Source organism: Vibrio sp. 10N.261.52.A1 (genome assembly GCF_002876325.1).
GTDB lineage: Bacteria > Pseudomonadota > Gammaproteobacteria > Enterobacterales > Vibrionaceae > Vibrio > Vibrio chagasii.
Map to the genome: position 1 here is coordinate 1 of NZ_MCYD01000703.1, position 14117 is coordinate 14117.

A 14117-nucleotide genomic window follows, 5' to 3' on the forward strand; every position below is an offset into this window, starting at 1 on the left:
TGATTACTGGATTAGTTGGTTGCTTTAAAGCTCAAAACCGTTAAAGTCATCGGTTTTAACTTCATTCTCGATTTGACCCACTAGATAAGAACTGATTTCAGCTGCTTGCTTGAACAAGTCGAAACAATCTTGCTTATATTCTTCTGCGATCTGCATGAATGGAAAGTCATTTTGGCCATTACGTAACAGATTAATCATGTGCTGGGTGCCAGTAAGGTGAAGTGCTTCGTCTTGAGCGATGAGCTTTATGATTTTAGCATTGCCTTCCATTAGTTTGTGTTCAGCAAATGCAAACGAGCAAGCAAAGCTCACGTAAAGTGTAATCAGCAGGGGATATGATGAGTCTAGAGACCGGTACGTCAGGTTGCTCGGCCAGTGAGGGCGCTAGAGCAACGAGTCTTTGAGTGCGTCTGGTGTCATTGAGGCAGGCTTGACCAAATTGCTTTTGTGCCCAAAGGATTGGCTCTATATAGGTCTTGATAATCACCCTTGTCATTACTTAGATGATCAGATCATGAAACCTAATTAGTTCAAAAAAATCCCTAAGCTGTGGCTTAGGGATTTGTGTATAAGAGCCAGGCTCATTGGCCCCCCTTTTTCTACCGCTCTAACTCTTTATCTAGCTTATTATATTGGTCATTGTTGTTGTCACGCTCCTGATTAAAATCAAACGTTTTTTGAGGGGAGGGGACTTTACTGTCGAAGTGTTCAAGCTCTTTGTTCTTGAGTTCTTGGTTGTATTGTTGGATATCTTTGTCTGGCTTTTCGGTTAATGAGTTGTGGGGTTGATTTGGTGTATCAAATGCCTCTTTTTGTTGGTGCGTTTGTTGATGGTATTGTTCAATACCCTGTTTGATTTCCTCAAGCATATTGTCAGGTGAAACAAACTGAATATTTCTCCTTGAAAAGTTGGCCATGATTTTTTCAATGTTGTTGGGGTTTAAGTCAGTATTACCTTGACTCAGGACAATCACTATATTCTGTCTGAGTTCATCGGTGGAAATATTCTGGATGTCATTCTTATGATTGACATTGATAATGTCGTATTGACCTTGGTGGGCTTGATTGATGATAAAAGCATTCTCGATTGAGGTACTGATGATGGTGGTGTGCAAATCACGGCCTTGATGAAATTGCGTCATTTGTTTGGATTTCGTGCCTAAGGTCCTTGGATTGATGTCGAGTGCTGGGTCTTTATTTCCTTGCCCGTCTAAATAAGTGACTTCAATTGCTTTTGTTTCTCCTTTTTTATCGTGAATGTTGGTTATCATCGCAGGGTGAAATGCCTTGTCCTCTGAGGAATACACCGCTTGATGAAAATGAACATGGTCATTCTTAGGGTGTTCAATCCCGAATTTATTGAGGTAATTTTCGGCTAATGTGCCTGTGAGTGGTTGACTGGTTTGTATATATTCTTTCGCTCTCTCTTCAAATTGTGCCATGTGTTTTGGCGTCGTATTCAGTAATTGATCATTTTTAGGGTTGGCGGTGAGTTGGTATTTATCAGGATTATTGAGCATGTTATGGGCTTCTTTCATTGCCTCCTTATAATTTATTTCCTTATGACTCATCATCAAATTGATGAGTGAGCCTTTTTCACCGGTGGTATAGTCTTTAAAATACCCTCGATATTCCCCCGTTAATGACACTTTTATCGCCGATTTACCGATACCAAAAGTTAAATAGTCACGGTCTGATTTAGATGGGTTCGGTTGTCCCAATAGGTTGATGGCTAAGCTTTCGGTGTATTTAGGTAACGCTTGGTTGATGTGTTCTTTAAATTGGTGGTAGTCAAAATCTCCATTCCTATTTTGATAACGCACGTCTTCATGAGGTAGGGCCTTGTCATTAAAGTAAGGGGTACTGTGTGGTGAAATTTTATCGACGGTTTCAATGGCACTGTGTTTATTGACTTCTTTTGATAACCAGCTCTTCATCATCTGTTTTGGGTTGTCGGTGAAGAGTTTGACATGAGCACTCGCTCGGCTCAAATCGATGTAAGCGCGTCTTAAGTTGGTCAGTGCGCCTTTGCCTTTGAGCGTGGTAATGACGTTCTGATACGTCGCGCCTTGCGCCATATCTGCGGTTCTGGTGTAAGCGTAATCCCAATGCCCATCTTTGAGTTGGTTTGGGTTGAGGTTTAACGTTTGCCCCTCTTTCGAAAGTGCGGTGATTTCTTCCTTGGTGGCACGGCTGATGGTGTATTCCACATTGGCTTTAATGCCTCGCGCTTTGTCGGTAAAGCGGGTCATGATTTTATCCCCGGTTGAAAGGGGCTTTTCTGATTGAACGAAGAGTGACGTGTATTTGTGGTCTTTGTTGCGTGGCAAAAATGGCTTTGTCTTACCTGTATTTACGTCTTGAAGAGTCACCACACCGTGCTCCGAATCAACGTGGGTAATGATGTCGTACTCTCCTGGCTTGGTGCTTAAAATGAGCCCTTTCTGATAAGGCATCATGGTGGTCAACTCTTCTTTGCTATCACCTGTAGAGCGTAATCGGGTGGTGATGATGTTTTCTTGGCCTATCTCCTGTGTTTTCATCAGTCCGGCACGAATGTGCTCAGTGATGTGGTCTCGCTCATTATTTGTGTAAGCGATGATCAGCGTGTTTTCTCGTGTCTCGAGCGTGCGGGCAAGGTAGTCCTGCGCCACCGCGTAAGGCAGCTTTTCGGTGGCAATAAGTTGTGCTTTGCTTTGGTCTTTCGCCCTCTCATCGAGGGTGGAAATGATATGTTGTGTGCTACCGAGTGTTTCAGGACCTTGCTGAGAGAGTTTATCGAGGGCGCTGTGTGGTTGCTTATCTACAATATTATGTACGGCACCAAGCAGTATTTCATTCTTCTGACGAAGGATGTCGGTCATGTAAGCCGTATCGATGAATCCTTGTCTCATGCTCAATTCAAACGGTTTACCGGCATTAAGAGAAAGCAGCTGCTCTTTATCTCCAAGCAAGGTGGCTTTGGAGCCGCTTTGTAATACAAGGTCGGTGAGCTTTTTGGCTTGTTGGTTGCTGACCATGGAGCTTTCATCGAGGAAGAACAGCGTGTTTTTGTAGTCCTCTGGTAAGGTGATGCCACGTCTTAGGTCGGTTAGTAAGCTTTCCAGCGTTTGCGCTTGTATCCCTTTGCGTTCCAGTTCGCTGACGGCGGCGTGAGTTGGCGCCAGACCGATTACTTGCGAAGGTGAGTGTGTACTGGCTTGGCCGGTGTGTTGAATCAATTCAATGTTGGATTCGAGCAGGGTGGATTTACCTGTGCCTGCCAAACCTTGCACGGCCACAAAACTGTCTTTGGTCGTTGAGATAAGGGTGATGCCGTCCTTTTGCCCTTGGGTAAGGCGAGGCTGTGCATCGAGATAATCTCTGACTTGTCTGTGGGTGGCAAACGGCTTGTGTTGATTTTTCCCTTGCTCAATGTTCCGCAAAATGTGCTTTTCGGTATCGAGCGCCGCTTGGGTGGTCCAGCGTGTGCCGTCGCTGTATTCGGCAGAGAGGACGTCCCTGCGTTTGGCGAGCTCTGTTTCAATTTGCTCTTTGATTATCGGTTGATTGGCCTCTTCAAAAGCGTAACGGATCGCCTCGACGACTAACTCTTTTTGTGTAAACGCCGCTTCTTTTTCAGAAAGATGTCTCAGGGCAAAGTTCAACGCTTTCTCTTGCAGGGGGGAATTTTGCTCTTTGTTTAAGAGGGTGAGGGCTTGCTCGAGGTCGCTTTTGACAGTGGTGATGGTGGCGTCAGTCAGGTAGCGGTCGTTGACGCTTTGAGTGTGCATCACTCGCTCGATGGCAGAAAGCTTCACTTCGCTTTTCTCAAGCGCGGCCTGGGCTTTATCGGGGTTGTCGGTAAACACATCGATGCGCGCGCTTTTCTCGGTCAGATCGTGAAAGAGCGCTTTGGAGAGCGTAAAGGCTTTGCCTGAAATGAGGGTGTGCGCCCTTGGTTCGATATGACTGGCGGTATGGACATAGTCGTATTGTAGTGGTGCGTCTTTCAGGGCTTCAACGGGGATGGTATTCGATTCGCCCTGCGTGTCCGTTAACGTTAGGGTTTCTTTAGAGATATACGTGACCACGTAACGCTCATTGGCGATCAACCCGGATGGAATGTGCTTACCGGTCGTCATAAGGCGTTCACCTTGGTTAACTTGCAGCGAGTCAGGTTTAAAGATCTGCACGTTGAGGGCTTTGAATCCGGCGGAAGCGGGATCGAGGGTGTATTCTTGTCCATCGGTTTTGCTCAGGACGTGGACTTGATTGCTTGTCTTGTCTGAGCTTGAAACCACTAACTCTTGCGGTTTTCCGTCTTCCCAATGGCGAAGGAGCATACCTGGCTTGTAGTGTTGCGCTAACTCCTGTTGGGGTTTAGACAAATAATGAGGCTGCTGAGTAAACAAGGTGATGCCGCTGCGGGCAAGTTGACCCTCGTTCTGCAGAGAGGACCGGATCGCGGCCGTCAATCGTCGTTGTTCAACGTGAGAAGTCGCCAGCACTTGTGTGTCCTCTTTGTTTGACAAGTAGGTATACGCTCTGGCAAGGGTGCGCGTATCGCTGTTGTGCAAAGCAACCTTGCTGTCTATCTGTTTGCTGTCTACCCAAGAGTGCGAGACGACATTGCCTTTGCGGTAAAGCTCGATGGCGTTATAGGCTTTAAAGCCTTGGCGGCTGGATGTGTTGTTCAGCAAAATGACTTTGCTACCCGATCCCTTAGCTTTTACGTTTAAAGCCATCAACTCATTGGCGCTCATCTTGTGGGCGCTGTCGACAAGAAGGATGTCTTTGTTGGTCATAGGGACGTCTGAGTGCAACAAACTATGGACAGAGTGGCGCTGCTCTTCTTGAAATCGGTGTTTTATCCAGGTTGCGACCGTATGACTTTCACGTTGGATGGTTTGGCTATGACGGTGTTTGTCTTTGGCGTTTTGTGACACTAAGTGGACACGTTTGCCGACATGGTTGCCGACGTTCAAGAGGTTTTGCGCGATTTGTTCACTGTTGCCAAACACATTAACCACATGAAACTGCTTGGTGGACTGGTAAATGTCCGCCACCTTTTGGCGGTTGCCTTGAGTGAGGTTTAATTTATCTAACGTAGCGTCATTGACTGGCGTGCGCATATGGCGCGTACGCCCTTGAGTGACCTCCAGGAGGGCTTGTTCGGTTTTCAGCATGGCTTGCGTGGTGTATTGACCTTTTTCTGAAAGAGGGATAAGTGCCCCATCTTTCACCCATTGGTCAGCGACCACTTTAAGGTCAATCGCATTGGCTTGCACGCCGCCTTTGGTAAACTCGGCCGCGGCTAACTCTATGATCTTTTCCAGTTTTAATGCCGTGTTGTATCCCCCTAAGTGTTCAATGGCGCGCCCCAACGCGTCTTTAGCGATTTCTTCAGGGTTATGTTCTTGTGGAGTGATCCCCAGGGCGTTTTTAATCAGTTCTTCGGGCTTATGTCCTGCGTTGCGCACCGTTTGTTGCCAGTGAGCATTGAGCGCAGCCTCACTTTCGTCGGTTTTGGCTTTGCGAGTATCGAGTGCGGCTACATCTTTTGCCGCTTGCGTCCCTCCAAAATCTAAGGCTTGTTGGTCGAGCTGTTGTTTGCGAGTAGAAAACGTTTCAAGGAGGATTTGAGGGATCCCTTTGGCTTCAAATTGACCGTTACCCATCCCTTGCATTTGGTAACCTATTCGTTCGCTTTCTTTAGCAAGTTGGCTCTGGTAAAGAGCGGTGTAGTATTTTTGGAAGTGGTAAATGCGCTCTCCGGTCCCATTGATGACGCCGCCTTTTTGTTTGAGAGAAGAGGCGAGGGTACGCAGTTGCCCTTCTTTGTCGCGCGTCATGTTTGCCGCTAAGGCATGAGAATGAAGTTGTGGGTCATTTTCACGACTGGTTTTATGGCGTACGACCGCAAAAGCCATCGATTCGGTATTGATGAACTCACGAGCGCCTTCGTCATTGATGTGCGTGGCTTGTGCCACGTCTTTTTCTAGTTGCGATAGCGCGAATTTGACCGCCGTGTTGTGCGCCTCGATTAACCGTGTGTCACCCCCGACGAGAGCAAGCACACTGACTGATTTGGGTGCAGAAAAGGTTAAGTCAAACCCCGACTTATGGACGTTGCGTTTGCCTTTGATGGTTTCATGGCCTAGGTGCCCAGATAAAACGGACTCTAACGTTTTTGGGTCAACCGGTTTACCGAGTAGGTCTGCTTCTTCGGCTAACTGACCGTGCCAAAAAGTGTTGTCAGCAGTACTGCTTTCTTTGAGGTAGTAGTTGTCGTTACTGTCTTTTTCGAGTGACGTATCAAAGGTATTTGGTGTGTTTTCTTCGTTCAAGTAATACTTGGCGGCGCCAGAGGCGGATTTGAGAGGACTGATGGACATCATAAGGTGTTTTCCTTTTGTTGGATCGCCGCAAACCGCTGCGTCAGCGAAATGCTGGTGATTGGGAGGGAGACGAATAGGTTAGCGGACGGCGTTGAGGCGAATGATAGGGTGGTCAGGGCTTGTTACAGGGGAGGGCAAAATGGTTTTTGCTTTCAGTGAGCATGGATGTTGCATTTCGGTGGTTAATCGTACATCTCGCCCGGTTCTATTTGTGTTATGGACGCCTCTTCGGCTTCTCGCTGAAGTACATTTTGTGTGTCTTCTGCGATCTGTTGGTTTTGGGTTGCGTTGGTGGTCAGGTTTTTCTTTTTCGAGGCTTTGGCAAGGGTTTGTTTCTGACGGACTCTGGTTTGCTGCTGCTCTTCTTCGTTTTCGTACGTACTTTGCTGAATGGCAAGTAACCGGTTTCTTTGGGTTTCATCGAGTTCATGCAAAGCAATTAACTCATGGAAAATCAAGGCTTGGTCGATACTCTCCATTGCTTTCCCTCCGGGTAGGCTGCGTTTGATGAAGGAGGGTTGGAGATTGCTCATGCGATCGTATTTCAGTTGCAGTTTCGTGATGAGCATGGAGTTAGGCGTGCGCAAGTAACACTCTAAATCATCCAAACCTTGGATTTCCGCTGGAGATACCACCGGGCGCGTTTTGTTTTGATGGCCGAGTGAGACACCGTCACGCAGTGCGTTCGCCCCGTAAGAAATATTTTCTCGTGAGATATCGATTTCTTGATCACCAAGGTCCTCCGAGGAAATGGCGGCCATCGCTTTTGAAGGGGCGCGGAAGAAAAAGCGCGTGTTGAGCAAATCAAAAATGACTCTGGCCGCGTTGCGCCCATAAGTGGTTTCTAATTGAGCGTAAGATTGCAACCCCAGTAAATAACACCCCCCAAATTTACGCACTTCAGAAATAATGTGTGTGAGTTCAGGCAGTTTATGTAACGTAGGCATTTCATCGATGATTACCCAAATTCGGCGGTCGTCATCGGGCTCCATTCCTAGAATGGCGTTGGAGGCAATCGCAAGCCACATCGAGATCAGTGGTCTGAGGGCGGTGTGTTGTCTTGCATTACTGGATAGGAACAGAAACCCTTGTTGTGATTCGTCTTGTACCCAATCTGTGATCGAAAATGGCGCCCGTTTACGGTGGCCTTGTGCGTCTTTTTCATCCAAACCATGTAAGTAACGTAAGGACTTGATGTAAGTCGCCAGAACCGATTTGATGGAGATAGCCGTCTTCTCGATACTTTTCGAGACCAGTGAGCTGGCTTCGGTGTCTTTTAAGTGTTCACCTAACGTTGAAAGCTCAGACGTTAAGATAATGTGCAGCAAATTTTCAATCGTACATTCGTGTTTGTCATCGATCATCATTTGATAGGTGGTTGCTGCGAAAATGGTTCGTGCGGAGTCTACCCAAAATGGGTCGCCTTCACCGTGTTGCGGAATAAGCGCGGCCGCGAGGGATTCAAAGTCTGGCGCCTCTTTGGCATCACTCCAAATATCCCACGCTGCGCAACGTTCATCGAAGGGATTTAAAATCACGTCTTTGTGCGGCTCATAGAATTTACTGACAAAATCGCAGCCTTTATCGTAAATAATGGCCTTGTCTCCGCGTGCTCGTATCCAACGTAAGAGCTTGCGAATCGCAACGGATTTACCTGCCCCCGTAGTGCCGTCAATCATCAGGTGTTTGACTTCAAATCCATCAACAAAAAGCTTGTGACCATCGAGCGCAAAAGGGGAGAGTTTTTTCTTCTTTTTAAGCTCTGCGGTGACGGCTTTAGGCTCAGCCAATTGAAAGCCTCGAATGTGATTATCTTCGCTCTGCTTCTGCCCTTTTCTCTTAAACCAGTGGTTAATCATCACAAACAGCACGGTGGAAGCGGCCACATAGACCAGTAGGCCAACAAACAGGGCTTGCAGCAATTCTTGGTAGCACTGTGCCAAGATGGGGTTTTGCAGTTGTTGGCCAAGGGTGCTGCTGTAGCGTTGCTCTTCCCATTCGACCACCACGTTGCGCTCTAAGCTAAAACCTAACTTGTTGAAAAGCTGAAAAATCAAAGAATTGATGATCAAGCGCTGTTTAACGCTCTTTCGGAGCAACCCCATACGCCTTGGATTACTGTGGATGAATGGTCTCTGGAATATCTACCCGTTCGCCTTGAACAATACATCGAGAATTGTAAAGACCTCGATAAGTTGTCCAAAGAATTGCGCCAAATAAAATATGACTTAGCTCAAAAGGGGCTTACCAAGTTCCAGATGGCTCAAACTCAGGATGAAGAGTTAAAAGGTATTATTAAATTCAGTCATTGTTTGGATGATGAGAAGAAAGCGTTGGAAAGGCGTGCTCGATCGGCAGTAGTCAACGTCACTGCGAGTTTAAGAGAGCTGCGCAGTGGGCTCTATGCACTACAAAGTAAGATGAAAGACTTCAACCGGTTAATCAGTCATAGGCAGTTATCGGATCTCAAAACTTTCAAGATTGAACCAGTTGAAGAGAGTCAGCTTGTTGATGCGATGAATGTACTAATCCAGCAAGCAGAGCAAACAGCGAGTGGTCAGAGCTTCGAACTGTTTGATCAAGGCAGTATTCTCGATGATATGGAGTTAGACCGAGCAAAGAGCCTACTGATAGAGGAAGGTAATGTTCGCCAAGGTCTAAGGGTTGCAGATTTGTTCAGACTTGAGTTTGTCGTTGCTAAGCAAGGGCAGCAACCAGAGTCATTTGAAGATATCGATAGTGCGGCTTCTAATGGAACAGTATTGATGGCCAAACTTGTGACTGGTCTGGCGATGTTGCATCTAATGCAAGATAAACGTCATAAAATGAGAGCGGTATGTTATTTGGATGAGGCGTTGGCCCTGGATACCAAGAACCAAGCTAACTTGATAGAGATTGCTAATCAGTTTGGTTTTGCACTGATTTTTGCTTCACCAGCACCGTTAACCACCGCTCGTTATTGTGTGCCTATCCACCAGACTAATGGTAAGAACCACATCAGTAAAAATAGTTGGCAGATTTTCGAACCAATTGATAGCCAAGAACAGTCTCAACCTCAAGTGGAGCCATCACTATGAGCCAGGTATTGGCTAAAGCACTAACGCGACTAATTGAGGTGTACCCTGATTCCATTGCCGGAAGCACATTGACGCCTTCTCAGAAGAAGCAGCTTGTTGAGTTCAGCCGCAAAACTCAGAGTGTACAAGTTACTCCTAAAGGGCGTGGCGTTGTCTACCGCATTCTAGATATGGATGTCGTTAAAGTCACATTGGGTCAGTTGGTACCAAACCAAGAATTGCCATCATCTGTGCCGCAACGCGCGGTAAATATAGCCTCTACACGCAGCAGTAAAAAAGGAAGAGCAGGTCATGATGTGACTTACGTGCTGGCTAAGACGGTTGCCAGTCCACTATGGAAGGTTTCCGGAGTACTAACTGAGCACTTAAATGCAGCAACAGAAGAGTTTGGTGTGTTTTCACTTGAAGTGGGTGGAGAAAGAAATAAGAACCTACACAGCCATCATTCTATTTGGCTGGTGGAGAACCAAGCACTATTTGACAGACTAGATTGGTTGCCCAATAACGAACCCACTACCGTTATTTGGTACCGAGGACAGCTACACAACAAACTGATTGATTGGCTATCGGTGCATGAAAGGTCACCGATTGTCTACTTTTTTGCCGATTATGACGGTGTAGGGCTGAATAACTTCCGACGTCTAAAAGAGAAGCTAGAAGCGAGAACCGAATTTTGGGTGATGCCTAACTGGAAGGAACTTTTGAACCGTTATGGACAAAACCAGCTTTGGGTTGATACAGCAAGTGAATTTGACTCTTTTGAGCGAAACAGCCAAACACTTTTAGAAGAATCTACAGAGGTGCGAGAATTGGTAACTGAAATGAAGAAGCATGGCTTAGCTCTTGAGCAAGAGAGTGTCTGGCTGAGAAATGATGATATGGCGGATTTCTAATCTCAGTAATGTTAACGAACAAATAAAATGGACATTGAGCAATCATGAATACTACTTCATTACCTAAAACCGGAACAAAACTCAACAATACAGAACTATGCGAAGTCTTCGGCTGCAGCCCGCAAGGTGGGATGCGCCGCTCACATAAAACCAATACATTGGTCATTGTATCGAACCACATAAAATCGATTTATGATGATCGTTGGTCTGATGGTGTGCTTCACTACACAGGGATGGGCACTAATGGCGATCAAAGCCTAACATTTCAGCAAAATAAAACCTTAGCTGAATCAGGCACCAATGGCGTCGCTGTTCACTTATTCGAGGTGTTTAAAGACCAAGAATATACCTATGTGGGAGAGGTTACTCTTGCTAGCGAACCTTACTCAGAAACGCAAACTGATGAGAAGAATAACCCGAGAAAGGTATATATATTCCCATTGACACTGCTTACGGGTGATCGCCAGGTTCAAAAGCAAGATAGAGATAATGTTGAAAGCGTTCGAGTTCGTAAGGCTAAGAAACTCAACATTGAAGAGCTTCAGTTTTTGGCGGCTAAAGGTGGAAAAACCGCTGCACGGTATCAACAACAATCCACCAGCTATGAGCGAAATATTTGGGTAGCAGAATTGGCTAAACGCCTCGCTAAAGGTCAGTGCCAACTTTGTCTACAACCGGCGCCATTTAAAAATGCGAAAGGCGAGCCATATCTCGAGACACACCATATTGTTTGGCTTGCGAAAGGTGGAGACGATACGGCTGATAATACAGTCGCATTGTGCCCCAATTGCCACAAGAAAATGCATATCGTAGATGATGCAAAGGATGTTGAGGTTTTAAAATCTCGTAGCAATAAATTGTTAGAAGAGCTAAATCAATGAGTAAGAAACGCATTGAAGTCGTTGCGGCTGTACTGAAAAATGAAGGTGATTTCCTAGCCGTACAAAGAGCGCCATCGAAGCTAGATTATGTTAGCGAAAAATGGGAGTTCCCTGGTGGTAAAGTAGAACCTGGAGAAACGCTTGTTGCAGCCATTACCAGGGAGCTAGACGAAGAGTTAAGAATTGCCGTTACTGGACCACAGTTTTTGTTGACGATTGAGCATAGCTACCCTGATTTTGATATCACCATGCATTGTTTTGTTATTGAGGTACCAACGCGCGAACTTGAGCTTACAGAGCATATTGACTCTCGTTGGTTATCCAAAGACCAACTTTGGGATGTTGATTGGGCTGCGGCTGATATACCGGCCGTTGAAAAACTACAGTCTACGTTCTGAAGGATAACGAAAATGGACCTAAAAGCAGGCTGGGATGGGACTTGGAAAGACTTTCTTTCTACAGATAAAGCTAGTTTTCTAGAGTCGTTAGTCTTTTTCCATCATAGTTTGAGTTGGACGCAAGATCTCGATCCTGCGCAACGCTACGCTTGGGAAACTGAATACGATGTAATGACGGCTACCATTATTCACGTTATTACAGAAACTCAAGTGGAACCAGAGAAGTGCTGGATAGCCTTTGAACAAGAATTGATTGGTGAAGGTGGAAAACGAGCGGCGGATGTTAACCTAGTTACTCCAGCTGGCGAATTGTTTGTAGTCGAGTTCAAACATAAGCAAGAAGCCTCTGAATATGAGATTCTACGAGCAAACTCTGATTTGCAAACAATGCGACGCTATCACAGTGAATCTATCGACCTAGTCGGTCATGGCTTTGTTGTTCTCACCAAACCTGGTGCTAAGCCGTTCCAACACCCAAACGTTGTGTGTGACATCGCAGATGATTATCTGGCTCCCCAGTTAGCTTCACAGCTTATAACGTCATTAAGTAAACCTAGTTACTATAATGTACTCCAGTGGGAAAAAGGTGAGTTTTATCGCCAGCCAAGCATATTGCATGGCACTGCTCAGGTCTTTTTCGACGCTAAAATACCTACGCTAAAAACCTCAGCCGGTGAAAATATTGACCAGGCACGTGCGGCACTTTTAAAGCTTTATCAGCATGCTAGGGACAAGCAGCAAAGATATGTTGTCGTCGTTCATGGGCGCCCTGGTGCCGGTAAGACTCTACTGGGCATTAGTTCTGTTGCGGAAATTGCACGTAGTGAGAGCACAAAGCAGAGTGAACCTATTTTTCTTTCTGGCAATGGACCTCTCGTTCAGGTGCTACAACATACGTTAGATTATAGTGGTAAGCAGTCAGTTGGCCGAACAGGAGATAAGGTCATTGATGGTCGAGTGATGATCCAAGATCTGCTCCCGTTCAAGAAGGATCTGAAGCGCTCACTAACATCACGCAGAGAGACTTTTGTCGTATTTGATGAAGCACAGCGAGCGTGGGACAAAGCAAGCCCTAGAGAATCACAATCACCGTCTGAGTTAATGCTGTTTTGTAACTGGCTTGCTTGCCAACCGTTTGGAGTGTTGGTGCTTTTGGTGGGGGATGGTCAAGCGATCCATCGCAATGAGATGCAGTTAGATCAGATGTTAGTAGACCTAGATGCAGCAATAAGAGCGCAAAACGGCAAAGTCATCCCTATTATGCCATCGCTGCACGCCGGTAAAATGCAACTCGTTACGCCAATTAAGAAAGACGTGTATAACCTTAAAACGCCCATTCGGCAAGCCTATACGGAAAGTTTAGATAAGTGGATTGAAGCGGTTCTATCTAACAATTCTGACCAAGCTCAAAAAGTCGCTTTGGATATTCAGGCTTACTACCCATTGCGATTGACTCAAAACCAGCAAGCTGCTGAAGCTTATTCTCTGGGTGTACAACAAACTATGCACGAAGGAAACAAGCTTCAAGACGCGTTTAGAACAGGCTGGTTGATGTCCAGCCAAGGTGGCAAGTTTATTGAAGAAGTCCAGAAAGACAAATACAAACCAGGTAAACATATTGGCCCTTGGTACGTTGAGCCACCAAGTTCTGAAAATTCATGTTGTCAATTTGAAGCGGCTTGTACTGAGTTTAGTTGCCAAGGTTTAGAACTATCACTGGCTTTGTTTAACTGGGGGCAGGATATGGTATATCGCAACGGAAAGTTGGTGGTTGAAGACCGGCGCCAGTACGAACATTACACAGAGGGTAGTTATAGAGTGTTGCTCAGTCGTGGGCGTAGTGGTTTAGTCATAAAGTGTGATGACCAGGAAACGTTCGAATACTTGAAACAATGTGGTATGAAGGTGGTCTGATATGTGAACAGCACATTGTTTGGGCATTCTATTAGTTTTTAGCAAATATCAGAAAGGAGTCGGTTATGTGCATCCCACTCCTTTCATGTTTATACAACACAGTCGTATTTGCGAGCGGCGTTGACAGTCATACACCCTATAAGGCCACCAGCTAATATGTACAGCAAAGAGTTCTTCGATTGGTTACAGTGAGCCAAAAGTAGACCTGCAACAGCGCCAAGGCCCGCACTTTGTAGCTGCTCACTGGATGGTTTTCCATGTAGTACTGTAGAGGCTAAATGCTCACAGTTATTGGCTAACACCCCATATTTTCTAGCTTTCTTGATCAATTGTTCTGCTTGGCTAAACAGTTCGTTTTTCTTCTCTTCACTTAAATGACTCAAAACAACTTTTACTGGTTTGCCATTTGCGTAATCTTCTAAGGCACAAATTTCTACATTGCCATCTGGCGAGTTGTGGAGTACTCGTCCCTTACCCAGGTAGATTCCGGCATGCTCTACCAGCAGCTTTGAACGATAAAGTAGATCACCAATACTAAGATTATTCTTCATAAATTTTCCTTACTAATTTAAAG

The 14117-nt window shown here is 45.8% G+C and carries 8 protein-coding genes and 2 pseudogenes; 5 read left to right on the forward strand and 5 right to left on the reverse strand.

Annotation, left to right across the window (positions count from 1 at the left end; genetic code table 11):
* Window positions 1–24: 24 nt before the first annotated feature.
* The 4 genes and pseudogenes from BCT81_RS13905 to traD form a co-directional block, all read right to left on the reverse strand.
* A pseudogene (locus BCT81_RS13905) lies at window positions 25–315 on the reverse strand (ribonucleotide-diphosphate reductase subunit beta); the annotation flags it as partial.
* Window positions 316–322: 7 nt separating this feature from the next.
* Window positions 323–469 (reverse strand): annotated as a pseudogene (locus tag BCT81_RS13910) (transposase DNA-binding-containing protein); the annotation flags it as partial.
* Between the two features lie 130 nt (window positions 470–599).
* A complete protein-coding gene (gene traI / locus BCT81_RS13915; protein ID WP_102424803.1) occupies window positions 600–6380 on the reverse strand; it encodes a conjugative transfer relaxase/helicase TraI in 5781 nt (1926 codons plus the stop codon).
* Window positions 6381–6562: 182 nt separating this feature from the next.
* On the reverse strand, window positions 6563–8485 hold the full coding sequence (gene traD, locus BCT81_RS13920; RefSeq protein WP_347232111.1) for a type IV conjugative transfer system coupling protein TraD: 1923 nt from the start codon (window positions 8483–8485) through the stop codon (window positions 6563–6565).
* Between the two features lie 15 nt (window positions 8486–8500).
* Between traD and BCT81_RS13925 the strand changes: the two genes are divergently transcribed.
* From BCT81_RS13925 to BCT81_RS13945, 5 genes are read left to right on the forward strand one after another with little or no spacing between them, the layout of a single operon-like run.
* On the forward strand, window positions 8501–9457 hold the full coding sequence (locus BCT81_RS13925) for a hypothetical protein (RefSeq protein ID WP_241908206.1): 957 nt from the start codon (window positions 8501–8503) through the stop codon (window positions 9455–9457).
* A complete protein-coding gene (locus BCT81_RS13930) occupies window positions 9454–10350 on the forward strand; it encodes a Wadjet anti-phage system protein JetD domain-containing protein (protein ID WP_102424804.1) in 897 nt (298 codons plus the stop codon). The genes BCT81_RS13925 and BCT81_RS13930 overlap by 4 nt, the downstream gene beginning before the upstream one ends.
* A gap of 44 nt (window positions 10351–10394) precedes the next feature.
* Window positions 10395–11231: an HNH endonuclease gene (locus BCT81_RS13935; RefSeq protein WP_102424805.1), complete on the forward strand. Its 837-nt coding sequence runs from the start codon at window positions 10395–10397 to the stop codon at window positions 11229–11231.
* Entirely contained in the window at window positions 11228–11629 is a 402-nt protein-coding gene (locus BCT81_RS13940; protein WP_102424806.1) for a (deoxy)nucleoside triphosphate pyrophosphohydrolase, read from the forward strand. The genes BCT81_RS13935 and BCT81_RS13940 overlap by 4 nt, the downstream gene beginning before the upstream one ends.
* Before the next feature lie 12 nt (window positions 11630–11641).
* Window positions 11642–13543: a DNA/RNA helicase domain-containing protein gene (locus BCT81_RS13945; protein WP_198596895.1), complete on the forward strand. Its 1902-nt coding sequence runs from the start codon at window positions 11642–11644 to the stop codon at window positions 13541–13543.
* 89 nt (window positions 13544–13632) lie between these two features.
* On the opposite strand, the gene BCT81_RS13950 is transcribed toward BCT81_RS13945, so the two are convergent.
* Entirely contained in the window at window positions 13633–14094 is a 462-nt protein-coding gene (locus tag BCT81_RS13950) for a lecithin retinol acyltransferase family protein (protein ID WP_102424807.1), read from the reverse strand.
* Between the last annotated feature and the right edge of the window lie 23 nt (window positions 14095–14117).